Annotated in this window: 18 protein-coding genes and 3 rRNA genes; 10 read left to right on the plus strand and 11 right to left on the minus strand. The window is 67.3% G+C overall.

All coding sequences use genetic code 11. From position 1 onward, the window contains the following. Positions 1 to 65: 65 nt before the first annotated feature. The 5 genes from rrf to FHR38_RS01815 form a co-directional block, all read right to left on the minus strand. A 5S ribosomal RNA gene (rrf, locus tag FHR38_RS01795) occupies positions 66 to 182 on the minus strand. Between the two features lie 79 nt (positions 183 to 261). After that, positions 262 to 3,368: ribosomal RNA gene (locus FHR38_RS01800) — 23S ribosomal RNA — on the minus strand. Between the two features lie 346 nt (positions 3,369 to 3,714). Beyond that, positions 3,715 to 5,231: ribosomal RNA gene (locus FHR38_RS01805) — 16S ribosomal RNA — on the minus strand. Together the 16S, 23S and 5S rRNA genes form the textbook arrangement of a ribosomal RNA operon. A 659-nt stretch (positions 5,232 to 5,890) precedes the next feature. Then, positions 5,891 to 7,186: a tyrosine--tRNA ligase gene (tyrS, locus tag FHR38_RS01810; RefSeq protein ID WP_184532197.1), complete on the minus strand. Its 1,296-nt coding sequence runs from the start codon at positions 7,184 to 7,186 to the stop codon at positions 5,891 to 5,893. A gap of 81 nt (positions 7,187 to 7,267) precedes the next feature. Further along, positions 7,268 to 7,927, minus strand: coding sequence for a response regulator (locus FHR38_RS01815; protein ID WP_184532198.1), 660 nt, complete (start codon positions 7,925 to 7,927; stop codon positions 7,268 to 7,270). A gap of 57 nt (positions 7,928 to 7,984) precedes the next feature. Here FHR38_RS01815 and FHR38_RS01820 point away from each other — a divergent pair, with 57 nt between their 5' ends. Both FHR38_RS01820 and FHR38_RS33055 read left to right on the plus strand, forming a co-directional pair. Further along, positions 7,985 to 8,368, plus strand: a complete 384-nt coding sequence (locus FHR38_RS01820; RefSeq protein ID WP_184532201.1) for a hypothetical protein — start codon at positions 7,985 to 7,987, stop codon at positions 8,366 to 8,368. A 15-nt stretch (positions 8,369 to 8,383) separates the two neighbouring features. Next, on the plus strand, positions 8,384 to 10,333 hold the full coding sequence (locus FHR38_RS33055) for a sensor histidine kinase (RefSeq protein WP_184532203.1): 1,950 nt from the start codon (positions 8,384 to 8,386) through the stop codon (positions 10,331 to 10,333). A gap of 49 nt (positions 10,334 to 10,382) precedes the next feature. On the opposite strand, the gene FHR38_RS01830 is transcribed toward FHR38_RS33055, so the two are convergent. The 4 genes from FHR38_RS01830 to FHR38_RS01845 all read right to left on the minus strand — a co-directional run bounded on the left by FHR38_RS01830 (position 10,383) and on the right by FHR38_RS01845 (position 14,988). Next, positions 10,383 to 12,872: an FtsX-like permease family protein gene (locus tag FHR38_RS01830; protein ID WP_184532205.1), complete on the minus strand. Its 2,490-nt coding sequence runs from the start codon at positions 12,870 to 12,872 to the stop codon at positions 10,383 to 10,385. Next, the gene (locus tag FHR38_RS01835; RefSeq protein WP_184532207.1) at positions 12,869 to 13,591 is read right to left on the minus strand and encodes an ABC transporter ATP-binding protein; all 723 of its coding nucleotides are present in this window, start codon (positions 13,589 to 13,591) and stop codon (positions 12,869 to 12,871) included. Before FHR38_RS01835 ends, FHR38_RS01830 begins: the two co-directional genes overlap by 4 nt. Then, entirely contained in the window at positions 13,588 to 14,223 is a 636-nt protein-coding gene (locus tag FHR38_RS01840) for a PadR family transcriptional regulator (protein WP_184532209.1), read from the minus strand. The genes FHR38_RS01835 and FHR38_RS01840 overlap by 4 nt, the downstream gene beginning before the upstream one ends. A gap of 135 nt (positions 14,224 to 14,358) precedes the next feature. Continuing rightward, a complete protein-coding gene (locus FHR38_RS01845; protein ID WP_184532212.1) occupies positions 14,359 to 14,988 on the minus strand; it encodes a TetR/AcrR family transcriptional regulator in 630 nt (209 codons plus the stop codon). A gap of 105 nt (positions 14,989 to 15,093) precedes the next feature. Between FHR38_RS01845 and FHR38_RS01850 the strand changes: the two genes are divergently transcribed. Next, positions 15,094 to 17,211 carry a HelD family protein gene (locus tag FHR38_RS01850; RefSeq protein WP_184532214.1) on the plus strand — a complete coding sequence of 706 codons (2,118 nt, stop codon included), beginning with the start codon at positions 15,094 to 15,096 and terminating at the stop codon, positions 17,209 to 17,211. A gap of 158 nt (positions 17,212 to 17,369) precedes the next feature. Continuing rightward, positions 17,370 to 17,672: a hypothetical protein gene (locus FHR38_RS01855; RefSeq protein ID WP_184532215.1), complete on the plus strand. Its 303-nt coding sequence runs from the start codon at positions 17,370 to 17,372 to the stop codon at positions 17,670 to 17,672. 91 nt (positions 17,673 to 17,763) lie between these two features. Here the strand turns inward: FHR38_RS01855 and FHR38_RS01860 are convergent, their stop codons facing one another. After that, positions 17,764 to 18,435, minus strand: coding sequence for a hypothetical protein (locus tag FHR38_RS01860; RefSeq protein WP_312881723.1), 672 nt, complete (start codon positions 18,433 to 18,435; stop codon positions 17,764 to 17,766). Positions 18,436 to 18,768: 333 nt separating this feature from the next. Here FHR38_RS01860 and FHR38_RS01865 point away from each other — a divergent pair, with 333 nt between their 5' ends. Beyond that, the gene (locus FHR38_RS01865) at positions 18,769 to 19,599 is read left to right on the plus strand and encodes a SigB/SigF/SigG family RNA polymerase sigma factor (protein WP_184532216.1); all 831 of its coding nucleotides are present in this window, start codon (positions 18,769 to 18,771) and stop codon (positions 19,597 to 19,599) included. Positions 19,600 to 19,730: 131 nt separating this feature from the next. Continuing rightward, the gene (hrpB, locus tag FHR38_RS01870) at positions 19,731 to 22,289 is read left to right on the plus strand and encodes an ATP-dependent helicase HrpB (protein ID WP_184532217.1); all 2,559 of its coding nucleotides are present in this window, start codon (positions 19,731 to 19,733) and stop codon (positions 22,287 to 22,289) included. Positions 22,290 to 22,331: 42 nt separating this feature from the next. Here the strand turns inward: hrpB and FHR38_RS01875 are convergent, their stop codons facing one another. After that, a complete protein-coding gene (locus tag FHR38_RS01875) occupies positions 22,332 to 23,087 on the minus strand; it encodes a PP2C family protein-serine/threonine phosphatase (protein ID WP_184532218.1) in 756 nt (251 codons plus the stop codon). 176 nt (positions 23,088 to 23,263) lie between these two features. Here FHR38_RS01875 and FHR38_RS01880 point away from each other — a divergent pair, with 176 nt between their 5' ends. From FHR38_RS01880 to FHR38_RS01895, 4 genes are all read left to right on the plus strand, one after another. After that, positions 23,264 to 23,644: a hypothetical protein gene (locus FHR38_RS01880; RefSeq protein WP_184532219.1), complete on the plus strand. Its 381-nt coding sequence runs from the start codon at positions 23,264 to 23,266 to the stop codon at positions 23,642 to 23,644. Then, positions 23,641 to 24,543: an SRPBCC family protein gene (locus tag FHR38_RS01885; protein WP_184532221.1), complete on the plus strand. Its 903-nt coding sequence runs from the start codon at positions 23,641 to 23,643 to the stop codon at positions 24,541 to 24,543. The genes FHR38_RS01880 and FHR38_RS01885 overlap by 4 nt, the downstream gene beginning before the upstream one ends. Positions 24,544 to 24,553: 10 nt before the next feature. Continuing rightward, the gene (locus FHR38_RS01890; protein WP_184532222.1) at positions 24,554 to 25,012 is read left to right on the plus strand and encodes a GNAT family N-acetyltransferase; all 459 of its coding nucleotides are present in this window, start codon (positions 24,554 to 24,556) and stop codon (positions 25,010 to 25,012) included. Positions 25,013 to 25,229: 217 nt separating this feature from the next. Then, positions 25,230 to 25,655 (plus strand): hypothetical protein, encoded by a 426-nt coding sequence (locus tag FHR38_RS01895; RefSeq protein WP_184532223.1) that lies wholly within the window; start codon positions 25,230 to 25,232, stop codon positions 25,653 to 25,655. The last annotated feature ends 330 nt before the right edge of the window (positions 25,656 to 25,985 follow it).

The following is a 25,985-nucleotide window of genomic DNA, read 5'->3' on the forward strand; positions in this document are numbered from 1 at the left end:
GGCGCAACGCAGTGGCGCAACGCAGTTGAGGGCCACCCTATACGGGTGGCCCTCAACTAGAAGAAGTCCGGCGGTGTCCTACTCTCCCACACCCTCCCGAGTGCAGTACCATCGGCGCTGGAGGGCTTAGCTTCCGGGTTCGGAATGTAACCGGGCGTTTCCCCTCCGCCATGACCGCCGTAACACTATCAACATATCAAAACACCACACACAAGGGTGTTTCGTTTGCTGTGAATCACACAGTGGACGCGTAGCAACTTAGTAGTCAAGCCCTCGGCCTATTAGTACCGGTCAACTGAACCCGTTACCGGGCTTACATTTCCGGCCTATCAACCCAGTCGTCTAGCTGGGGGCCTTACCCCATCAAGTGGGTGGGACACCTAATCTTGAAGCGAGCTTCCCGCTTAGATGCTTTCAGCGGTTATCCCTTCCGAACGTAGCCAACCAGCCGTGCCCCTGGCGGGACAACTGGCACACCAGAGGTTCGTCCGTCCCGGTCCTCTCGTACTAGGGACAGCCCTTCTCAAGTATCCAACGCGCACGGCGGATAGGGACCGAACTGTCTCACGACGTTCTAAACCCAGCTCGCGTACCGCTTTAATGGGCGAACAGCCCAACCCTTGGGACCTGCTACAGCCCCAGGATGCGACGAGCCGACATCGAGGTGCCAAACCATCCCGTCGATATGGACTCTTGGGGAAGATCAGCCTGTTATCCCCGGGGTACCTTTTATCCGTTGAGCGACACCGCTTCCACTCGCAAGTGCCGGATCACTAGTCCCGACTTTCGTCCCTGCTCGACCTGTCAGTCTCACAGTCAAGCTCCCTTGTGCACTTACACTCAACACCTGATTGCCAACCAGGCTGAGGGAACCTTTGGGCGCCTCCGTTACCCTTTAGGAGGCAACCGCCCCAGTTAAACTACCCACCAGACACTGTCCCTGAACCGGATCACGGTCCGAAGTTAGATACCCAAATCAACCAGAGTGGTATTTCAAGCTTGCCTCCACCCATACTGGCGTATGGACTTCACCGGCTCCCACCTATCCTACACAAGCTAATTCGAGTACCAATGTCAAGCTATAGTAAAGGTCCCGGGGTCTTTCCGTCCTGCCGCGCGTAACGAGCATCTTTACTCGTAATGCAATTTCGCCGGGCCTGTGGTTGAGACAGTAGGGAAGTCGTTACGCCATTCGTGCAGGTCGGAACTTACCCGACAAGGAATTTCGCTACCTTAGGATGGTTATAGTTACCACCGCCGTTTACTGGCGCTTAAGTTCTCAGCTTCGCCCCGAAAGACTAACCGGTCCCCTTAACGTTCCAGCACCGGGCAGGCGTCAGTCCATATACATCGAATTACTTCTTCGCATGGACCTGTGTTTTTAGTAAACAGTCGCTTCCCCCTGGTCTCTGCGGCCATACAACGCTCCACCCGCAAGGGGCTTCACGTCTCCGGCCCCCCTTCTCCCTAAGTTACGGGGGTAATTTGCCGAGTTCCTTAACCACAGTTCACCCGATCGCCTCGGTATTCTCTACCTGACCACCTGTGTCGGTTTGGGGTACGGGCCGCTCGGAACTCGCTAGAGGCTTTTCTCGGCAGCATAGGATCACTGACTTCACCTGAATCGGCTCGGCATCACGTCTCACCCACATGCACCACGGATTTGCCTATGGTGCGGGCTACACGCTTACCCCGGCACAACCACCGGCCGGGATCAGCTACCTTCCTGCGTCACCCCATCGCTTGACTACTACCCGCCAGGTTCCCACGCTCCCCGAGCTTGGTCCGAAGACCTCCCACGGTTCGGGTGGTTAGCACAACGAGGTTCATCATGGGCGTTCCTTCGCGGGTACGGGAATATCAACCCGTTGTCCATCGACTACGCCTCTCGGCCTCGCCTTAGGTCCCGACTCACCCAGGGCGGATTAACCTGGCCCTGGAACCCTTGGTCATCCGGCGGAAGGGTTTCTCACCCTTCTTTCGCTACTCATGCCTGCATTCTCACTCGTGCCGCGTCCACAGCTGGGTCACCCCGCTGCTTCACCCCCGGCACGACGCTCCCCTACCCATCCACACACCTGGACACCCACCCAAAGGAAGATGCCGAGTAAAAATGTGAATGCCACAGCTTCGGCGGTGTACTTGAGCCCCGCTACATTGTCGGCGCGGAACCACTTGACCAGTGAGCTATTACGCACTCTTTAAAGGGTGGCTGCTTCTAAGCCAACCTCCTGGTTGTCTATGCGACCCCACATCCTTTTCCACTTAGCACACGCTTAGGGGCCTTAGCTGGTGATCTGGGCTGTTTCCCTCTCGACTACGAAGCTTATCCCCCGCAGTCTCACTGCCGCGCTCTCACTTACCGGCATTCGGAGTTTAGCTGATTTCGGTAAGCTTGTAGGCCCCCTAGACCATCCAGTGCTCTACCTCCGGCAAGAAACACGCGACGCTGCACCTAAATGCATTTCGGGGAGAACCAGCTATCACGGAGTTTGATTGGCCTTTCACCCCTAACCACAGGTCATCCCCCAACTTTTCAACGTTGGTGGGTTCGGCCCTCCACGCGGTCTTACCCGCGCTTCAGCCTGCCCATGGCTAGATCACTCCGCTTCGGGTCTAGGACACGCGACTGAACGCCCTGTTCAGACTCGCTTTCGCTACGGCTCCCCCACACGGGTTAACCTCGCCACATGCCACTAACTCGCAGGCTCATTCTTCAAAAGGCACGCCGTCACCCCTAAAGGCTCCGACGGATTGTAGGCGAACGGTTTCAGGTACTATTTCACTCCCCTCCCGGGGTACTTTTCACCATTCCCTCACGGTACTCGTCCGCTATCGGTCACCAGGAAGTATTCAGGCTTACCAGGTGGTCCTGGCAGATTCACGGCAGATTTCAGGGGTCCGCCGCTACTCGGGAACATCCACAGAAGACCAGCCACTTTCGCCTACCGGACTATCACCGACTACGGTTGGCTTTTCCACACCATTCGGCTAGCAACTGGCTTTGTAACTTCTCGGACAGGTGTCAGCCCATCCAGCAGAGTCCCACAACCCCGACCACGCAACCCCTGACAGGTATCACACGCAGCCGGTTTAGCCTAAATCCGCTTTCGCTCGCCACTACTCACGGAATCACTATTGTTTTCTCTTCCTGCGGGTACTGAGATGTTTCACTTCCCCGCGTTCCCTCCACACACCCTATGTGTTCAGGTGTGGGTGACACCACATGACTGGTGCCAGGTTTCCCCATTCGGACACCCTGGGATCACAGCTTGGTTGACAGCTCCCCCAGGCCTATCGCGGCCTCCCACGTCCTTCATCGGCTCCTGGTGCCAAGGCATCCACCGTTCGCCCTTGACAACTTGACCACAAAGATGCTCGCGTCCACTGTGTAATTCTCAACAAACGACCAACCCACAACCCCACACCACCACACCTAAACCCCAACAGATCCGGTTTGCGGCAGCAGGCCATGCCTGGCAGAAAAAACAAACACCCAACAGAATGCTTGTTCCCTCAGGACCCAACAGGATGCTCTACACCCACCACCAGCCGCACCAACCCACATCGTTCCCACCACCACAGTGGCTGTACTAAACGAGGCCGGCCGTTGCCAGCAGCAGACTCACCAGTGTCTCCGCCAATTGAGCACCCCAACCCGACACTCGCGGGCTGCGGGCTCCATACCGTCCTTCGACGGATGGTGCTCCTTAGAAAGGAGGTGATCCAGCCGCACCTTCCGGTACGGCTACCTTGTTACGACTTCGTCCCAATCGCCAGCCCCACCTTCGACGGCTCCCTCCCACAAGGGGTTGGGCCACCGGCTTCGGGTGTTGCCGACTTTCGTGACGTGACGGGCGGTGTGTACAAGGCCCGGGAACGTATTCACCGCAGCGTTGCTGATCTGCGATTACTAGCGACTCCGACTTCACGGGGTCGAGTTGCAGACCCCGATCCGAACTGAGACCGGCTTTTTGGGATTCGCTCCACCTCACGGTATCGCAGCCCATTGTACCGGCCATTGTAGCATGCGTGAAGCCCTGGACATAAGGGGCATGATGACTTGACGTCATCCCCACCTTCCTCCGAGTTGACCCCGGCAGTCTTCGATGAGTCCCCGCCATAACGCGCTGGCAACATCGAACGAGGGTTGCGCTCGTTGCGGGACTTAACCCAACATCTCACGACACGAGCTGACGACAGCCATGCACCACCTGTGAACGGCCCCGAAGGACCCGACATCTCTGCCGGATTTCCGCCCATGTCAAACCCAGGTAAGGTTCTTCGCGTTGCATCGAATTAATCCGCATGCTCCGCCGCTTGTGCGGGCCCCCGTCAATTCCTTTGAGTTTTAGCCTTGCGGCCGTACTCCCCAGGCGGGGCGCTTAATGCGTTAGCTGCGGCACAGAGAACCGGAGAGGTCCCCCACACCTAGCGCCCAACGTTTACAGCGTGGACTACCAGGGTATCTAATCCTGTTCGCTCCCCACGCTTTCGCTCCTCAGCGTCAGTATCGGCCCAGAGACCCGCCTTCGCCACCGGTGTTCCTCCTGATATCTGCGCATTCCACCGCTACACCAGGAATTCCAGTCTCCCCTACCGAACTCTAGCCTGCCCGTATCGACTGCAGGCCCGCAGTTGAGCTGCGGGTTTTCACAGTCGACGCGACAAGCCGCCTACGAGCTCTTTACGCCCAATAAATCCGGACAACGCTCGCGCCCTACGTCTTACCGCGGCTGCTGGCACGTAGTTGGCCGGCGCTTCTTCTGCAGGTACCGTCACTTACGCTTCGTCCCTGCTGAAAGAGGTTTACAACCCGAAGGCCGTCATCCCTCACGCGGCGTCGCTGCATCAGGCTTTCGCCCATTGTGCAATATTCCCCACTGCTGCCTCCCGTAGGAGTCTGGGCCGTGTCTCAGTCCCAGTGTGGCCGGTCGCCCTCTCAGGCCGGCTACCCGTCGTCGCCTTGGTAGGCCATTACCCCACCAACAAGCTGATAGGCCGCGAGTCCATCCCAAGCCGAAAAACTTTCCACCCCCCGCCATGCGGCAGGAAGTCATATCCGGTATTAGCCCCCGTTTCCGAGGGTTATCCCAAAGCCTAGGGCAGGTTACTCACGTGTTACTCACCCGTTCGCCGCTCGAGTACCCCGAAGGGCCTTTCCGCTCGACTTGCATGTGTTAAGCACGCCGCCAGCGTTCGTCCTGAGCCAGGATCAAACTCTCCAACAAAAATCTTTGGAAAATCATCCCGGCAACATAGTTGCCAAAGGAATCACCAACCAACCAATCACAAAGGATCAGCCGGCCGGGGTTCAAACATAACTTGGCACTGGCTTATCAAGCACCCTGTTGAGTTCTCAAAGAACAAACACACACCAGAACACCGACCCGAATCTCAAGCCTGCCCTCTGGGGCTTCAGTTGTTTTCCGCTCCCGCCGTTTCCGCCGGGCGCTTTCAGTACTTTACCTTACCGCTTTCGTCTGTCAAATCCGGTCTCACCGGATCCTTCTCGCTAGAGCGGTTCGGTCATTCCGCAGATCAGCACGGCGGATTCTCGCCGTTGCTGATTCCTTGGAATTCGCAGGCCGTTCTCTCGGCGGTCCAACTGAACCGCTCGCTCGCCCGGTGCCCTGCCGACCGTCAACCATACATGGTCGGTCTCGCAACTCCAAATCGACCCGCAATCCAGATCGATTGGCGTTGCCCCGCCCACCCAGCCCTGCCTGCGGTCACCCGCTCAGGTCTGAAGGTCGTCCCTCAGGCCGGCCTTCTCAGCGTCTTCGCGCTGTTTCGTCCGTATCCCTGCGGGCAGAGAGAAAGTTACGCGGCGGACGGAATGATCGTCAAATCCGTCCGCCGCGTTCCGCGTCACATCAGCGACTTCCGACTATCCCACCAGCTCGACGCCTGCGAAGGTGCGCTTTCCGCGCCGGAGAACGAGGAACCGACCATGCAGGAGCGCCGCCGGCGTCACCACCGCGTCGACGTCCGACACCCGCTCGTTGTTGACGTAGGCGCCACCCTCGGTGATCGCCCGCCGGGCCTCGTTCTGGCTGGCCACCAGCCCCGCCTCCTTGAGCAGGGTCGCCACCGGAGCCAGCTCGGTCAACTGCACCAACCCGGCCTCGGACAACGCTGCCCGCAGCGTCTCCGGGGCCAGCTCGTCCAACGAGCCCCGCCCGAACAGGGCCTGACTCGCCGCCACCGCCTGCAGGGTCTCCGCCTCGCCATGCACCAGCGTGGTCAGCTCCTCGGCCAACGCCCGCTGGGCGATCCGAGCCGCCGGTCGATCCGCCGTCGCCTTCTCCAACTCCTCGATCTCTTCTCGCGACCGGAAGCTGAAGTAGCGCAGGTACCGGGCCACATCCCGGTCGTCGGCGTTGATCCAGAACTGGTAGAAGGCGTACGGGCTGGTCATCTCCGGATCCAGCCACACCGCCCCACCCTCGGTCTTGCCGAACTTGGTGCCGTCGGCCTTGGTCACCAACGGAGTCACGAAGGCCTGGACCGGGCCGGCCCCACGCCGCCGGACGTAGTCGACCCCAGCGGTGATGTTGCCCCACTGGTCGGAACCGCCGAACTGCACGGTGCACCCGTGCCGACGATGCAGCTCGAAGAAGTCGTTGGCCTGGAGCAGTTGGTAGCTGAACTCGGTGAAGCTGATGCCGGCGTCCAGCCGGGCCTTGACCACCTCGCGGGCGAGCATCCGGTTGACCGGAAAGTGTTTGCCGACGTCGCGGAGGAATTCCACCACCGACATCTCGCCCGTCCAGTCCAGGTTGTTGACCAGCGTGGCAGCGTTCGCCCCGGTGTACGACATGAACGGCGACAGCTGCTCGCGAATCCGATCCACCCAGCCGGCGACCACCTCGGGCGGGTTGAGCACCCGCTCGCCCGCCTCCTTGGGGTCACCGATCTGTCCAGTCGCGCCACCGACCAGCAGCAGCGGTCGGTGGCCGGCGCGCTGCAGTCGACGGGCGGTCAGCACCTGCATCAGGTGGCCGACGTGCAGGCTGGGCGCGGTCGGGTCGAAGCCGACATAGAACGTCACCGCGCCCCTGGCGAACTGCTCGCGCAGCTCGTCGAGGTCGGTGGAGTCCTGGATCAGGCCCCGCCACCGGAGGTCTTCGATCAGTTGATCCCCACCGGCAGGCCCGGCAGGAGTAAGGCTGCTATCGGTCACGCTGAGGATTCTCCCCCATCCGGCCGGTCCGGCCGTACCCGGTTTGGCAGGTCAGGCCGGTGCGCCACCTGGCACGCCCGGCTAACCCCGGAGGCCGGCCCGGTTGGCCAGTAGCGCCACCTGGACCCGGTCGGCCACGCCGAGCTTGGCGATGATGATCGAGATCTGGTTACGTACCGTCTTCTCGCTGAGCACCAGGGCCGCAGCGATCTCCCGGTTGCTCCGACCATCGGCCAGCATCGTCACCAGCCGGAGTTCGCGCGGGGTGAGCCCGGCGAAGGGTGCCGGCACCCGACGCGGCTCAGGGCCGGCGAGTCCGCTGTCATCGACCTTCGGACCCAGCACGCGGCCGCCGACAGCCGCTGTCTGGACGGCGGCGACCAGCATCTCCGGCGCGGTGTCCTTGAGCAGGTAGCCACGAGCCCCCGCCCGCAGCGCGGCGAGGACGGTCTGCGGGTCGTTGGCCATGGTCACCACCACGACGGTGCAGGCCGGCGCAATGGTCAGCAGATCACGGATGAGGTCCAGCCCGGTCTCCGCGCCGTCGCCGAGGATCAGATCGACGATGGCGATGTCGGGCCGGTCCAGCGTTGCCAGCCGCCGAGCGTCGTCCGCCGTACCGGCCTCGATCAGGGTCGTGGTCTCCGGTTCGACGGCGAACATCGCCAGCATGCCCCGCCGGACCACGGGATGATCGTCGACGACGAGGATGGTGCGATTCGTATCGCCACCCTGTAACACAGTCGTGAATCGTACTGTGTCATTGCCGTGAACAGAACGGCTCCGCATGATGCGCGTATGCAGTCAACTGACCTGGTCCGTGTCGTGTCCATAGTGGACGCTCCTGACGACGTACAACAGTGGGTGGACGCCCTGGTGGAGGCCGCCCGCGTGGGTGAGGGGGACTTCCCGCACCCGCACCCGGACCCGCCGTCGCGAGTGCTCACCCTGGCCGATCTGCTGCACGCGATCGAGCGGGCGTACTCGGTCGGCGGCGTGCCCTGGTCGATCGTCGAGCGAGGCTTCCCGCCGATCGACGGAATGGCGGCGACCGACGTTACGGTAGTGATCGAGAGGACGGCGGCCCCGGCGACAATCAAGCACGACGACGATCCCGTACGGCCCAACTCAGGCACCTCCGCACACAACCTGCTGCACAGCATGCTCGGCGACTTCCACTAGTCGGCCACTCGTACCGTGACCGACCCGTCGCTCCGGGACAACCCGCCGTGGTGGCCCCGACCAGCCTGGCCGACCCAGCTGGCCTGGGCCATCGCGGCGTTGTCCATGCTCACGCTGGCCGTCGGGATGATCACGGAGCTCACCGACAGCCGGGCCGGGATACCGGCGGACACCCGGGACTGGTTACTCGCCGGACTCTGTGCCCCGATCGGTGCCCGGATCGCCGCGCACACCGCGCGCAACGCCTGCGGCTGGCTGATCCTCGCCGTCGGCCTGTTGTCGGCCATCACCATCCTCAGCTCGCTGCCGGCCGGCGATCCGGCAGCGTGGCTACGGCAGTGGTCCTTGTGGCCGGGATACGGGTTGTTGTTCCTGGTCGTGCTGCTCTTTCCGAACGGGCGCCCGCTGACCCGTCGATGGCGCTGGGTCGCCATCGTCCTTGCCATCACCACCGGCCTGAGCACCGTGGCCCTGGCCAGCCTGACCGCGCGCGAGTCGGGCAACCTGGTCAGCGGGGACCGGATCGCCGCCGCCGGCTGGGAAGTGCCCCTCTTCCTCGCCACGGCCGCACTGACCCTGGCCGGTGGGGGCCTGGCGGTGCTCGCCCTCGTACTGCGGATCCGGCGTACGCCACGACCGAGGCGCGGACCGTTGCTCTGGGCCGGGGCCAACGCCGTACTACTGCTGGTGGCGGTGGTCCTCGAAGTCTTCGAGGGTGTGCCCGTCGTCTGGCTCGCCGCCACCCTCGCCATCCCCATCACCGCAGCCATCGGGGTGCTGCGCTACGGGCTGTACGACATCGGCCTGCTCGTCCACCGGTCGCTGCTGAACGGCCTGGTCACCGCAGCCATCATCGTCGTCTACGCGGGCGCGGTCGCCCTGGCCACCCGGACCGTGCCGCAGGCGGCCGGGCCGGTGGCCGCCGCCGTGACGGTCCTGGCGCTCTTCCCCCTACGACAGGCGGTACAGGCGGCGTTGGGTCGTGGCCTACACGGCCTGGGTGCCCGGCCGTACGAGATGCTCACCCACCTCAGCCGGCGCATCGGGGTGGCGCAGACCCCCGAGGAGGTGCTCGTCACCGCGATGGCCGCGATCGGCGACGGCCTGAAGATCCCTTTCGCCGCCGTACACCTCGGCGACCGGATGAAGGCGGAGGCGGTACACGGTCGTCAACGGCCCTGGCCGGTCGTCTCGCTGCGCCTGTCCTACCGGGGACGGACGATCGGGCGACTGGTCGTACAACAACGCAGCCCCGACGAGCCGTGGTCGCGGCGGGAGCGGACCCTGTTGAACAACCTCGCCGAGCAGCTCGGACCCCCCGCCGCGTCGGTAGCCCTGACCCGGGACCTGCAAACCGCCCGGGAACGGCTGGTGCAGGCCCGGGAGGAGGAGTTGCGCCGCCTGCAACGCGAGCTACACGACGGCATCGGACCCGCGCTGGTCGGAACCCGAATGCTCGCCCAGGTCGCCCGTACCCACCCCGGAACCCCGGTCGGCCAGGACGCGCTGGCCAGCCTGGAAAGTGACCTCGCCGGGGCAACCGTCGAACTACGTCGGATCATCGACAATCTGCGGCCCCCGGCCCTTGACGGCGGGCTGGCGGCGGCCCTCGACACGGCGGCCCGGCGACACCGTGGTCCGGAGCTGGACGTGACCGTGACCGTGACCGAGGCGCTGGACGATCTTCCGGCCGCGGTGGAGGTCGCGTCGTACCGCATCGTCGACGAGGCGCTGACCAATGTCGCCAAGCATGCCCGGGCCAGCCGGGCCACGGTGGCCCTCGTCCGGCAGCCCGCCGAGGTCACGATCACTGTCGAGGATGACGGCGTCGGGTTGCGGGGCCAGCAGACCGACGGGGTGGGCCTGTCCTCGATGGCGGAACGGTGCCAGGAACTCGGCGGCACACTGCGGGTCGTACCGCTGGCTGAGGGCACCCGGATCATCGCGGCCATCCCCCTCGGGTGACAGCCGGACGTGGGTGCTGGCCCCGGAACGAGGTTCCGGGGCCAGCACCTCAGTGGGTCCGGCGTACCAGCGGGAATCGATTGCGGTGGAACGCCCAGGCGAGCAGTACAGCAAGCACCGGGGGGAGCACGACTACCGCGAAGAGGGCCCGCCACGGGGTATGCCAGTCGATCTCGGTGCTGTAGGCGACGTAACCGGCGGCCGGACCGATCCCGGCCAACAACCCGAGCGGGGCCCCGAAGCCGACCACCACAGCGGCCTGCGCGGCGGCGATGCGCCGGCGTATCCGGGGTGTGGCACCGACCGCGGTCATGGTGGACAGGTCGCCGCGTAGCTCCGAGGCGGCCAGACCGACCGCGACGATGCTCGCCGTCACCGTGATCACCATGCTGATCGCGGCGAGCACATAGAACATCGCGTTCGTCTCGTCGGTCCGGACCCGCCCGGCGGCCAACTTGACCTCGACCGGTGCGCCCGGAACCGGGGTGGCGTCGAGCTGTGCCCGCAGCAGCACGGTGGTCGCCCTGGCGAGTTCGTCCGGGCGGGCCACTCGCGTGGTCTCCACCACCAGGTTGCCCGGTGTCACGGTGTATCCGAGCCGGCCGGCTGTGGTCTCGGAGATGAGCGCACCGGGCAGGCTGGTGAAGTACTCGCCCCGGGAGGCCACCATCGCTGGTAGCCGGTCCTGGCGACCGTTTGTGGCCAGGCTGACCTGGCTGTCCTGGGACATAAGGGTGTCGTTGAAGAGCACCAAACCGCCCTGGCGCAGCAGGCCCAGCTCCGCACCGGTGGCCTCCCGTCCGGTGACCATCCGAATGGTTTCGGCGTCACCGACCGCGATCCCACGTTGCTCCATGGCGTTCATCGCAGCAGGGGTCTCGGCCGTTTCCGGATCGTCGAACAGGTCGTGGAGCATCGGGATGAAGACCTCCCCGTCCGGGGAGCCGGCGACCAGTCGAAGTTGGGTTGTCGCCCGGGTCGGCAGGGCTTGCGCCAGCCGTCGTACCCCGTCCGGACCGAGCAGATCGCTGGCTTGCGCGGGTAGCAGGATCTGTCCCGGGCGGGCCTCGGAGCGTACCGGCGGGGTTTCGCCCTGAGCAGCGCCGACCAGGGTCAGCGCCACACTGCCGGCGACCGCGGCGGTGACGGCCGCCACGGCCGCTCCGGTCCGCAACTGGTTCCGGGCCGCGTGGCGCAGGGCGAGCCGGCCAGCCAGGGGTAGGTTCGCCGCGAACCGACCGCAGCCTCGGATCAGGGTGGGTCCACAGCCGACGACGCCGAGCAGTTGGGCGACCGTACCCGCCGCGATCAGCTCGACTCGCCCGTTCGGGGTGGCCGCGACGACCAGCGCCACCGTGCCGACAGCGACAAGGACGAGTCCCACGACCAGCCCTTGCAGGCCGCTGCGGGACCCGCCGCGGGGCCCGCCCAGTTCGGCACGGACCGGTCGGCGGCCGACGCTGCGGGCCGGCAGCAGAGCGGCGAGCAGGCCGATCGCCACGGTCAGCGCTGCCACAACCGTCACCTGCCACCACGGGATCGCGACGTCAACCAGCGGATGGTCGGCGACCCGTTCGATCGTCGGCCCGGCCAGTTCGAAGGTGAGCAGACCCACGATCGCACCGGCAATGGCGGCACCTGCGCCGAGCACCAGTCCACCGGCCAGCACGATCCGACCCACCTGCCGGCCGGTCGCACCCACCGAGGCGACCGTTGCCAACTCCCGGCGCTGCCGTCGGGCACCGACCATGAACGCCGCACCGGCGAGCAGCACCACCTGGGCCCCGGCGAAGGCGGTCACCAGCGTGGCGGCGGCGACCTCCAGCGCCCGCTGCTCCACGCTCGGCCCCGCCCCGGCCCGGCTCATGGAACCCACCATGAGGGAGTCAGGGCCGGTGGGTTCGGGCGGTGTCCAGGTCGAGGCGCTGTCGGGAAGGTCGACCATCAGGTGCCGCCGGGCGCCGGTGGACAACGGGGCGTCGGCGGGCACGACCAACGCGGGCAAACTCAGTGACCGGCTCACGTCGATGATCCCGGCCACGGTCATCCGACGCTGGGGCATCCCGGCGTTCACGTGGTCACCGAGCCCGATTCCGAGGTCGTCGGCCAGCGCCCGGCTCACCGCGACCTCGCCTGTTCCGTGGGGCGCGGTTCCGGCCCTCGTCACGTACTTTCTCGTGGTCAGCGGGTCCGTGACATCGACCGCCTCGTACTCGTAGCTGGCCAGGCCGTCGACGGTGTCGACCACGGTCCGGCCGGTGGCCAACGGCAGTGTGCGGCTGCCCGACGGCAGGCTGGCGAGCACCCCGTCGACGTCGTCGACGATCAGGTCGGCGCGGCCCATGTTGAAGTCCGCCTCCTGTGCGGAGGTGCCGCTCAGGTTGGCCCAAGACGCGACCAGGATGGTGGCCGCGCAGGCGGGCAGGAAGAGCATCAGCAGGATCAACGTGCTGCGTCCCTTGTTACGCCACGCCGATCGGCGGGCGATCCGGATCGCCGTACGCCAGGAGCCGGCGTATTCCGCCGCCCGACCGGTCACGCGTCACTTCCCAACAGGTGCTCCGGCACGGTCCGGGGACCGGTGGAGTCGACCAGTCGACCGTCGCGCAGGAAGATCGTCCGGTCGGCCCAACTGGCGTACCGGGGTTCGTGGGTGACCATCACGCCGGCCGCGCCAGCCGCCACCCGGTCGCGCAGCACCTCCAGCACCGCCTCGCTGGTGTGGGAGTCCAGGGCACCGGTGGGCTCGTCGGCGAGTACCAGTCGCCGTTGGCCGATGAGGGCACGGGCGATGGCGACGCGTTGCTGCTGCCCGCCGGAGAGCTGGTCCGGGAAGCGGTGGGCCAGATCGTCCATGCCGACCTCGGCCAACGCGGCCTGTGCTTCCCGCCGGGCCGCCCGGCTGCCCACGCCAGCCAACTCCCGGGGCAGCGCGACGTTCTCGGCGACGGTCAGGTCGGTGACCAGGTTGTAGTCCTGGAAGACGTAGCCGATCTGGTCCCGACGCAGCCGGGCCAGCGCAGTCGGGTTGAGTCCACCCAACTCGATCGCCTCAACCGAGACCGAGCCGGAGGTGGGTGAGTCGAGGCCGCCGGCGAGGGCGAGCAGGGTGGACTTGCCGGAGCCGGACGGTCCCATCACCGCGACCATTTCCCCTGCTGCCACCTCGAAACTCACCGCGTCGAGTGCCCGCACCACGCCGTCACCGGACCGGTATTCGCGGCTGACCCTGGCGAACCGTAGGACGATGTCGCTCACCTGGCTGCCCCCGCCGACCGTTGCGTTTCTTGTGCCTCGGGGAGGTCCGGGGCGGCAGCCACCTCGGGTCGGTCTGATGTGGTGGCACCCTCGGGCCGGGTCTGCCGGGCATGGCGCAGCACCGTGGCCTCCACATGGTCAAGCCACCGAATCTCACCTTCGAGGGTGAACACCAGGTGGTCGAGGAGCAGTAACCAGGTCAGATCGCCAGCATCCCGGTTGGCCTGCCGGCGCAGGTCGGTGTAGTCGCGCATCTGCCGCATGGACTCGGTGCGCTGGGCCTGGACGACCGCCGCCACGTCCACGTCGGGGACGGTCGCGGCCATCGCCAGTTTGATCGCCAACTCGCTGCGGGGTCGGTCGGTCTCGGTCATCGGGGTGGCGAACCAATTGGTCAGGGCGGCTCGGCCCGCGACCGTGATGGCGTACATCGTGCGGCCCTCGTCGTTGGTGCCCGTGGCGGTGACCAGGCCGTCTCGGTCGAGTCGTTCCAGTGTCGTGTAGATCTGTCCGACGTTGATCGACCAGGTTCCCCCGGTACGGGTGTCCAGGTCGGTTCGGAGTTGATAGCCGTACTTCGGCCCGTCGGCGAAGAGCGCCAACAGCCCCCAGCGCACCGCGTTTCGTTGCATGATCGGGAACTTACTTGGTAAGTACTTACTGAGCAAGTAGCGACAACCGGATCTGGCAAGACCGGGGCCGATGTGTGGCGACAGCGGGGACACCGCTGTGCGACGGAGCCGGTGCCGATCGACGCCGGCCGGGCGCTACCCGGCGCTGGATAGCCCGGCGTGGAGCAGCGCGAACGCCTGGTCGGCGTCGCGGACCGCCTGCGGGTGGACGTCGGCGGCGCTGCGCCCGTCGGCGAGCCAGTGCCAGTTGCGTCGGGCGAGGATGCGTTGCCCGGACACCACCTGGCCGGCCATCAGGCGCGCCACGAGGTCGGTCAGGCCCGCCTCGACGAGTGCCTCAGCCAGGACAAACTCGTCCTGCTCGGCATGCTGCCCGATCCTGGTCACCAGGCCGGGGGTGGCGAAGACCATCCGATGGAAGGCCAGCACTTCGGGATCGTCGTTGAGGCCGGTCACCGGATCCCGACGATCGAGCCCGTCACGGAAGTGCCGGTGCAGCGCGACCAGCGGGGTCACGCCGGCCTCCCGGCCTCGCACCACTCGGGCGGCCTCTCCCCGGTGATCAGCGATCCGATGTAGGACCAGGTCCTCCTTCGTCTCGAAGTACTTGAAGAGCGTGGGCTTGGACACCTCCGCGGCAGCCGCCACCTCCGCTACCGAGACCCGGTCGAAACCCCGCGTCAGGAACAGCGAGATCGCCGCCGCCGAGATCGCCTGATGGGTGCGCTCCCGCTTGCGCTCACGAAGCCCGGCCGGTGTCTGCACGCCAGAAACCGTAACACCTGGTAGACGGGGTTAATAACTTTGCGCGGTAAGTTTCTTAACCGAGTAAAGTTTCTGCGGCCGAGTCCGCCCACCGAAAGGCCCGCCATGACTCCTCCCGACACCCGCCACCGGCACCGCACGCCTGATCCGGCCGCCCCAGACCACGACCATCAACTCGACCACCAACTCGCCGACGAACGGCGGTATCTGTCCGCCGCACGGGCGGCGCTGGACCTGCTACTGGACACCACCCGGATGCGGGTCGCCACCGGGGCGGACATCGCTGGCGACGGCTACACGGCCGAAACCCTCGGCCGGATGTTGCGTGGTCAGGCGAAGGCACTGGCCGAGGAGCCAGACAGCCCGCTCTATTTCGGCCGACTCGACTTCGGCAGTACCCGGGAAGCTGGCGAGCACGACGGACAGCGCTACTACATCGGTCGACGACACCTGGCCGACCCGACCGGCACGCCGCTGGTGCTCGACTGGCGGGCCCCCGTCTCTCGGGCGTTCTACCAGGCCAGCACGACCGATCCGCAGGGCGTACGGACCCGCCGCCGATTCGGCTGGACCACCCGGAGGAACCTCCCGGCGGAGCTGACCGGATTCGAGGACGAGCACCTGGACCGACCGGCGGAGCATCTCCCCGCAGAGGACGAACTCAGCGGGCTGGTAGCGGCCGAGATCGAGCGTCCCCGGATCGGTCCGATGCGGGACATCGTGGCGACCATCCAACCGGAGCAGGACCGGTTGGTGCGTAGCGGGCTGGAGGAGTCACTGTGCGTGCAGGGTGCACCGGGCACCGGCAAGACGGCGGTGGGGCTGCACCGAGCGGCGTACCTGCTCTACACCTATCCGCGCCGACTGAACCGCACGGGGGTGCTCGTCCTCGGGCCGAACACCGCCTTCATCCGCTACGTCTCGGGCGTGCTGCCGGCCCTCGGTGAGGTCGACATCAGGCAGTCCACCCTGGACGAGCTGCTGGCCCGGCAGCCGGCCCGGCAGCCGGCCCGAGCGATCGACAACGCGTCGGCGGCGGAGGTCAAACACGACGTACGGATGGCAACCGTCATGCACCGCGCGCTCTACGCCCACCTGACCGAACCGACCGGACCACTGACCGTGCCGGACGGGTCGTACCGCTGGCGGGTCTCCACGGAGGCGCTGCGCCGGCTGACCGCCGAGGTACGCCGGGAAGGGCTCCCCTACAGCCTGGGACGGGAACGGCTACGCGCCCGTACGGTGGCCCTGCTGCAACGACACGCCGAAACCCGGGAAACCCCCGGTGCCGCCTGGGTACGCCGGATGAGTCGCTGCCGTCCGGTCACCGCGTTCCTCGACGCGGTGTGGCCCGCCGTACGCCCCGAGGAACTGGTCGCGTCGCTCCTCGGTGAGCCGGCGGTGCTCACCCGGGCCGCCGACGGCGTGTTGACCGCCGACGAGCAGGCCACGATCTGCCGGCGGCGACCGGTCAAGGCGCGCAGCGCGGTGTGGACCAGTGCGGACCTGGTGCTGATCGACGAGGCCGCCGGACTGATCGAGCACCCGGAGGGGTTCGGGCATATCGTCGTCGACGAGGCGCAGGACCTCTCCCCGATGCAGTGCCGGGCGATCGCCCGACGTAGCGAACACGGTTCGCTCACCGTGCTCGGGGACCTGGCCCAGGCGACCACCCCGTGGGCGGCCCGGACCTGGCCGGACCAACTCGTCCACCTCGGCAAGCCGAAGGCGCCGGTGCTGCCGCTGACCACCGGTTTCCGGGTTCCCGCCGTCGTGGTCGGGTTGGCGAACCGGCTCCTCGCCGTACTCGACGTGGACGTGCCACCGTCCCGCTCGCTACGTACCGACGGACAGTTGCGCATCGAGCGGGTCGCCGACCTGCCGGCGGCCACGGTGGCGGCCGTACGCGTCGCGCTGGAGCAGCCGGGTTCGGTCGCCGTGATCGCTACCGACCGGGAGCTGCCGGCGCTGACCGAAGCACTGCACACGGCCGGGGTCGACACCACGACCGCCGACCAGGCGGACGGTTCCGCCCGGGTGACCGTGTTGCCGGCGGCCCTGGCCAAGGGCCTGGAGTACGACCATGTCGTCGTCGTGGAGCCCGCCGCCATCGTGGCGGCCGAACCACGCGGGGCACACCGGCTCTACGTGGTGTTGACCCGGGCCGTCTCCCGGCTCGACATCCTGCACGCCCGACCGCTGCCCGCTCCGTTGGAAGGCTGACCGAGCGACGACCCGGATTCGGTTCGGCGCGGTGGACATGAAGAAAACTGGCACCCCTTGTAGAGATCGCGGCAGTTAACTACATTGCTGCCACGGTCCGGCGTCGCCGGGTCACCGCCGGTACGGCGGATGGTTCGCAGGTGGTAGAGGGAGACGGTATGGCAGTACGCACACGCATCGTCGCTGGGGCAGTCGCGGCCCTGGCCGCCGGGGCATTCGCCGCCCTGGTCCCCGGACCGGCCTCGGCAGCCTCGCTGGTCGAATGCGAGAGCGAGACGGGCTACTGGGACTGCTACCTCCCCAGCGGACTCAGCAGCCAGCGCTGGTACTACGACGGCGTACTGCTGCCCGGCGCCAACGACCACTCCTCCGCTGGCGGCACCTGCACCCCGGGGACGAGCCACAGCGTACGGGTGACCTTCTCCGGCGGCCGGTCGTCAACGAACTTCACCTGTCAGTGACGCACTCCGTCGCCGGTCGTCCCACCGGCACTGACAACCGGCGCGGCCGACCGGCGACGGGTGTGAGATCGGGCCGCCATCGCCGGAGTCGTCAGTCCAGGACCGTCTCGCCCCCGGGGTATGCGAACGACGACCGAGGCGAGTAGAAGCCCCAGGTGATCTCCAACGGATTTGCCGGCCGGAGCGCGTAGACCGGGTGGTCAGGGGCCAGGAACTCCACCGACTCGATCTCGAAGGGATCCACCGGCTCAGCCACGAACGGGTAGTTGCCGCTGATCTTCTGCCCGTCGAGTTCCGTCAGGTAGCGCAACTGGCCGCGATTGACCGCATGACCAGTCCGTCCCACCCGGGCCACCGTACGGATCAACGGCGTCCCCGCCACCTCGGTCACGGCAACCAACCGGTCGCCCTTGGCCTTGATCCTGGTCGTCCCCACGCTCACCGGCACGCCCCTGGCGGCGGCGTAGTCGCGCACCACCGGGCTGGAATTGAAGTAGTGGGTCCACCACCGCCCCGGCGTCACACCGTCGGGAGCATCGACACCGGCGAGATCCGGTCCCAGGTACGTCAGCGAATAGGCACCGAATCCCGAAGTCTGTCCAGCGTCGTCGACCACGTACTGGTTCATGAAGACCTGATGGTTGGCCATCGGCACGAGCCCGGCGGGCACCAGCGCGGCGACCGCGGCCGGATCGGCCGGCAACCAGCCGAAATAGAGCATTCGACTGTTGACGACGAGTTGCGGGGCGACGAGACGATCCACGATGCCTCCGTACAGTGGACGCGACGTAGCCGAGACGCTACGTCCCGTTCACGTTGGTGACAACGACGGAAAGCTGACACCTCGCTGCGGCCACCCCGGCGCCGCAGCTCCTCCGCCAGCAAACTCCCCGACTACTTCGACACTCGGCCACCTCTCTGTGTAACGCGAGATCATCTCGCCCGAATGTCGGACTTGTTCAATAAAGTGAACTATCCGCATCGTACTTTCGGCTAGACTTTGGCGGGACGATCAGGTTATGGTTTGCCCCTGAACGGCTTAGCGAGCGATGCGTACGCATTCCTTTTCCGTGGACGGGGTGCAGGGAGGACCAACATGACCACACCAACGACGACCGAGCGGGCCACCACCACCCGGACCAGCGATGCGAACGTCGACCTCGACCCGAACGCACTTACCGACAGCGCCAGTGACCTGCTGCACGCCATGGCCGCACTTCCGGCACAGCATCCGTCCCGCGCCGGCCTGCGAGACCGGGCGATCCAGGCATGGCTGCCGCTGGCCCAGCATCTGGCCAACCGCTACAGCGGACGGGGCGAGCCCACCGACGACCTCATTCAGACCGCCGCGATCGGTCTGATCAAGGCCATCGACAAGTTCGACCCCAGCCGGGGCGTCGACTTCGCCGGCTACGCGATTCCCACGATCATCGGTGAACTCAAACGCCACTTTCGGGACCGTACCTGGGACATCCGGGTACCACGCCGCCTCCAGGAGTTGCGGCTTAGCATCTCCGAGGCCAACAGCTCCCTGCTCCAGACGCTCGGTCGCTCGCCGACGGTCGCCGACATCGCCGCCCACCTCAACCTCACCGAGGAAGAGGTACTGGAAGGGCTGGAAGGAGCCCGCGCCTACAACGCGGTCTCCCTCTCCACCCCCACCGGCGACGGGGAACGCGCAACCGAACTCGGCGACATGCTGGGCGGCGAGGACAGCGAGTTCGAACTGGCCGAGCTGCGGGTGGCACTCGGGCCGGCGCTGGCCACCCTGGACGAGCGTGAGCAGCGCATCCTCACCCTGCGCTTCTACGGCAACCTGACCCAGTCGCAGATCGCCGAGCAGATCGGCGTGTCCCAGATGCACGTCTCCCGACTGCTCGCCCGAGCCCTGACCAAGCTGCGGGGGCAGCTCAGCGAGGCGTACTGATCCACCCCACACCTCGCGGCCGGTCAACCGGCCCCTGATCCACCCACATCGTGACCGGGTGGCCGGCTCTGGGGGGAGCCGGCCACCCGGTCCTTTCGTGTCCTGATGCCGCCCGGTGCGACACTGGCCGGATGCTCGCCGATGCCTCGACCGACCTGCCTGTCCGTCAGGTACTACCGGCAGTGACCTCGGCGCTGCGGGACAGCGGGGCCGCCGTACTGATCGCACCGCCCGGCACGGGCAAGACGACGCTGGTACCGCCGGCCCTCGCCGAACGGTTCGCGGGGCGCATCGTGGTCGCCCAGCCCCGGCGGGTCGCCGCCCGGGCCGCCGCGCGGCGGATGGCCGCACTCCTCGGCGAGCCGGTCGGCGCCACCGTCGGGTACGCGGTACGTGGAGACCGGCGTACCGGACCGGACACCCGGATCGAGGTGGTCACCACCGGTCTGCTCGTCCAGCGGCTGCAACACGACCCCGACCTGGGTGACACCGACGTCATCCTGCTCGACGAGTGTCATGAGCGGCACCTCGACTCCGACCTCGCGCTCGCCTTCATCACCGACGTACGCGCCGCCCTCCGGCCGGACCTGCGCCTGCTCGCGGCATCAGCGACCGTCGAGGCCGACCGGCTCGCCATGATCCTCGGCACCCCGCAACAGCCGGTACCGGTAATCCGCGCCGAGTCAGTCGGGCATCCGGTCGCGATCGTCTGGGCCCCACCCGGTCCGGTCGACCCGCCGTACGGCCTGCGGGTGGACCCTCGGCTGCTCGACCACGTGGCCGCGACCGTACGCCGCGCGCTGCGGGAAGCCGACGGCGATCTGCTCGTCTTCCTGCCCGGCGGCGGTGAGATCGATTCGGTGTGCCGACGCCTGGCCGACCTGCGCGACCGCCTCGACCTGTTGCCTCTGCACGGACGGCAGTCGAGTCGGGACCAGGACGCCGCGCTGCGTCCCGGGGCCCGCCGCCGAGTGGTGCTCGCCACCGCAGTGGCGGAGAGCAGCCTGACCGTCCCCGGTGTACGGGTGGTGGTCGACGCGGGACTGAGCCGGACCGCCCGCACCGATCTGGGGCGTGGTCTCGGTGCCCTGGTGACCGTGCCGGCGTCCCAGGCATCGGCCACCCAACGGGCCGGCCGAGCCGGCCGGGAGGGACCGGGGGTGGTCTACCGGTGCTGGTCCGCACCCGCACATGACCGACTTGCGCCGTACCCGGAGCCGGAGATCGCAGTCGCCGACCTGACCTCGTTCGCGCTGCAGCTCGCCTGCTGGGGTCATCCCGACGCGACCGGACTGGCCCTGCCGGACCCACCACCGGCGGCGGCGCTGCGGGTGGCCCGGACGACCCTCCTGGCGCTCGGCGCGGTCGACCAGGACGGTCGGGTCACCCCGCGCGGCCGGGCCATCGCCGCAGTCGGGGCGCACCCACGGCTGGCCCGCGCGTTACTGGATGGCGCCGAGCGGGTGGGCACACACCGGGCTGCCGAGGTCGTCGCCCTGCTCTCCGACGAGGTCGGGATCGGTGGCGGTGACGACCTGGTGGCGAACTGGCGACGGCTACGGTCCGGCGTCGATGTCGCCGCCACCGACCGGTGGCGGGCCGAGGCCCGTCGCCTCCGGAGTGCGGCCGAGGCGGCAGCGCAGGTCGTCGACCGGTCGCCCCGGCAGGGCCCGTCGGCCCGGCAGATTGGCCCCGCCGAGGCGGCGCTACCCGACGACCTCGCCGCTGGACTACTGGTCGGCCTCGCCTATCCGGAGCGGCTCGCTCTGGTCCGTCAGCCGGGCGGTACGTCCTACCTGATGGCCGGCGGAACGGCGGCGGAGCTACGGCCCGGCTCAGCACTCATCGGGGCGAGGTGGCTCGCGATCGCCGTTGCCGACCGCGCCCCCGGTCGCAGTGGTGCCCAGATCCGCCTGGCCACGGTGATCGACGAGGACACCGCCCGGACCGCGGGTGCCGCCCTGCTCCACTCCGAGCAGGAGGTCGCCTGGTCCGGCGACGACGTGGTGGCCCGTGACCTGGAACGGCTCGGCGCGCTGATCCTGGCAGACCGGCCACCAGCGCGACCCGAGCGGGAGCGGATCGTCGACGCGCTGCTCGACGGACTGAACCGGGTCGGACTCTCCCTGCTGTCCTGGTCGACATCAGCGCATTCGCTGCGCGCCCGGCTGGCCTTCTGCCGACAGGCGTACGACGATCCGTGGCCCGAGGTGACCGACGAGGCGCTGTTGGCCGCCGCCCGGCGGTGGCTGGCCCCGGAACTGGCCACCGCCCGGCGGCGGGCCGACCTGAGCCGTGTCGACGTGGCGGCGGCATTACGCCGGCTACTGCCCTGGCCACAGGCCGCCCGGCTCGATGAACTCGCGCCCGAGCGGATCGGTGTGCCGAGCGGATCGCAGCTACGGGTGGACTACAGCGACCCCGAGGCACCGGTCCTGGCGGTGAAACTCCAGGAAACCTTCGGCTGGCGCACCGCACCCCGGCTCGCCGAGGGCCGGGTACCGGTGGTGCTGCACCTGCTGTCGCCGGCCGGGCGGCCAGTGGCGGTCACCAGCGACCTCGAATCGTTCTGGCGTACCGGCTATGCGCAGGTCCGGGCGGAGCTACGGGGTCGGTACCCGCGCCACCCGTGGCCGGCGGATCCGACTACCGCCGTACCGACCCGCCGGGTCCAGCCGCGCCGCCGGTGACCTTCCGAGGAGTCGACAACGATCGCTCGGCCCGGGACGGAATCAACCAGCTGGTCGAGGGACCGGTCCGGCGGCGTCGGCGGTGACGTCACCCACCACGACGGTGATGTTGTCCGGCCCGCCAGCCCGCAAGGCAAGATCCACGAGCCGCTGGGCACATGCCTGACGGTCCGGGTAGGAGATGAGGGCCTCGGCGAGAGTGTCCGCCCGCACCACGTTGGACAGGCCATCGCTGCACAGCAGCCACCGGTCCCCCACACTGGGCACCATCGTCGAGTAGGTGGGAGCGACGTCCTCACCCTGCAGTGCCTGGGTGACCACCGCGCGACGGGGATGGCTGCTCGCCTCCTCGATGCTGATCAGCCCCTCGTCGACCAGCATCTGGACGAAGGTGTCGTCCCGGGTGATCTGTTTCAGCACACCGTCGCGCAACAGGTAGGCCCGGGAGTCGCCGATGTGCGCCAGGGCCAGGCAACTCCCGGTACGGGCGAACAGCAGTGCGGTCAGGGTGGTCCCCATCCCCTGGCGCTCCGCGTCCTCTGCCACGGCTGCCCGGATTCGGGCGCTCGCGGTCTGGACCGCCTGCTGCAACCGCGCCACCAGAGCGTCCTCGGGTGTCTCCACGTCCAGTGGTGAAACCGCCTCGATCGCGATCGTACTGGCCAGATCTCCAGCGGCCATGCCGCCCATCCCGTCGGCGACAGCGAGGAGCCACGGTCCGGCGTGCACCGAATCTTGGTTTCCGCTTCGGATCAGGCCACGGTGGCTCACCGCCGCGGAACGCAGCTTCAGGGTCATGGCACGCAGCCTGCCAAACGGAACGCGAGATGTCTCTAGCAGATCACCGTGGCGTGACATTGACCAAACAAAAATCACGATGAGCTACTAGATGATTACATGTCACGATTCGCCCCCTAGCTCGACCGTCGTTGCGGATACTCAGGCTTACAGCGGGGGCGACGAGAGAAGCGATCATGAATCGGGCAGGGAACATCGCGCTGGCGATGGGCGTCGGGTACCTACTCGGACGCCGACGCAAACTGAGGACGGCGCTCGTCCTGGGGGTGGCGGCGGCCACCGGACGACTCGGCAAAGGTCCGGTCGCGCGCCTCCTGGACGGCGGCAAGGCCGAGAACACGCCGACCGAGAAGACGACGGACGCGGGCGGCCCGCTGAACCGGCTGGGTAACGCGGGCAAGGCCGCCGCCCGTACCGCCATCGGCAAACCCGTGGACCTGCTCACCGAGCGGCTCAACGCCAGCGCCGAGGCGCTGCGCGAAGGCGGAAAGCCGAAGCGGGAAGAACGGCAGCCACAGGGTGACGAGCAGGCTGGCAGGACGGGGGAATCCGGATGAACCAGCGGTCCGACCCACCGACCGGGGATTCGCCCACCGAGAAGCTCCTCGACGGGCTGCACAACCTGATCAGCGCGGCGGGCGAACGCACCGCCTCGATACTCAACGACCGAATCGGCACGGTCGCCAATCGGTTGACCGACTACGCCGGGGCTGGTGACGGTGCGGGTAAGACCGCAGCCGCAACCGGAGCACAGAAGCTGAAGGAAGGCGGATCACCGGTCAACGCGGCACTGAACGCCGGGCTGGCGGGCGGACGGGAACAACTCCACCGGACGTTCGGCCGCGACCACCAGGATCACCAGAAGAAGCACCGGACCACCAGGGTCACCGACATCATCGAGTCGATCGACGTGGGAGTTCCGGTCCGGGTCGCCTACGACCAGTGGACGCAGTTCGAGGACTTCCCCAGCTTCATGAAGAAGGTCGAAGGCGTCGAGCAGGAGTCCGACGAGCGGCTCACCTGGCAGGCGAAGGTGTTCTGGTCCCGCCGCAAGTGGGACTCCACCATCCTCGAACAGGTGCCGGACGAACGCATCGTGTGGCGCTCCCACGGAGACAAGGGTTCCGTCGACGGCACCGTGAGCTTTCACGAGGTCACCCCGGACCTGACCCGCATCCTGGTCGTTCTGGAATACCATCCGCGCGGACTCCTCGAACGCACCGGCAACCTGTGGCGGGCGCAGGGCCGACGGGTCCGCCTCGAACTCAAACGCTTCGTCCGACATGTGATGACAGAGACCCTGCTCCGGCCCGACCAGGTGCAGGGCTGGCGCGGTGAGATCCGCAACAGTCAGGTCGTCCAGGACGACGACGCCGCGCGACGCCAGGAGCGTGCCGAGGCCGAATGCGCCGACGCTTCGGCACCGGACCAGTCGGCGGACAACCCGTCTCAGTAGTCTGGCGATCATGGCCGACTGGGAGATCCGACAAGCCTCGGTGGCAGATGTCGAGGAGATGGCCGAGTTGCGGGCCGTCGTGCTGCGGGCGGATCTGGAACGGCTCGGGCGGTACGACGAGCGCCGGGTACGGCAGCGCCTGCGGGACCGCTTCGTGCCGGCGCACACCTGGGTGATCGAAGTGGGCGGCGCGTTCGCCGGCTGCGTGTCGCTGCGGCCGGCCGAGGACGCTCATTGGTTGGAGAACCTTTACCTAGCCCCCCATCTGCAGGGCAGAGGCATCGGTACGGCCGTGCTGCGCGGGCTGCTGGAGCAGTGCGACCGCGATGACACCTCGGTCCGGCTGCAGGTGCTGCAGGGCAGCCCGGCCCGGCGGCTGTACGAGCGACACGGGTTCACCCTCGAGTCCGAGGACCCGGTGGACGTGTTCATGGTGCGCAAGCCGACGTTGGCCCGATACAACGGTTGATCAGATAGAGGCCGGGAGACCGCGTCTGCCCGCCCTACCGTCGTCACCAGCGCCGACGGGCCCTCCGGGGCAGTCCCTGATACCGCCAGCGCTCCCCGGCCTGGTCCCGTATGGAGGTCGGTCCCTCCTGCCGCTGCGCCGCGTCGTCCCGTCGTCGGCTCTCTAAGTCGACCGTCGCACACGCCTCGATCGACCGCCTGCCGCCATCTTGCCCCTCGTGGCGTTCTTCCTGCTGCGATTCCTGGCCTTCCGGCGCTTGCTCCTGCTGTCGACCGCCTTGCTGCTGCCCCTGACCACCCTGGCCACCCTGGCCCTGGCCTTGCTGTGGCTGGCCCTGACCGCCCTGGCCCTGCTGTGGCTGGCCCTGGCCTTGCTGCTGGCCTTGCTGCTGGCCTTGCTGCCCCTGACCGTCCTGGCCCTGGCCCCCCTGGCCCTGCGGTGGCTGGCCCTGGCCTCCCTGGCCTTGCTGCTGGTCTTGCTGCCCCTGACCGCCCTGGCCCTGGCCCCCCTGGCCGCCCTGGCCGCCCTGGCCGCCCTGGCCACCGCTCCGGGTCAACGGCTCGACGATCTCGGGATGCGATTCGATGGTCGTCAACACCCGATTGAGAATCTCCGCAATGTGGTCCAGCCGGACCTTCAGTAGGGCCTGAGCCTGCACCCCGCGTACGTCCAACCGGACCTGACCGAGCGACGCGTCGACGCCAACGTTGAGCCGGACCAGGTTGAGCACCTCGGCATGGAGCGAAACCCGCAACCGGATGTCGCTTCCCTCCAGGTCGAGCGCGTCGACGTTGAGGGACGGTACGTCGAGCAGCACGTCCTCCCCTCCCGTCGACTGGTCGCCGGAGGTCTGCCAGGCGTGCTCACGCTGTGGCGCGGTATCGGTTCCCACGGCCTCAGGATCCCAGCTCCGCATCCCCGGCGTGGCCGGTTCCGATTGTTCGGCTGACCAGCTCGACCGGTCCGTCCGTTC

The organism is Micromonospora polyrhachis, assembly GCF_014203835.1.
Classification (GTDB): Bacteria; Actinomycetota; Actinomycetes; order Mycobacteriales; family Micromonosporaceae; genus Micromonospora_H; species Micromonospora_H polyrhachis.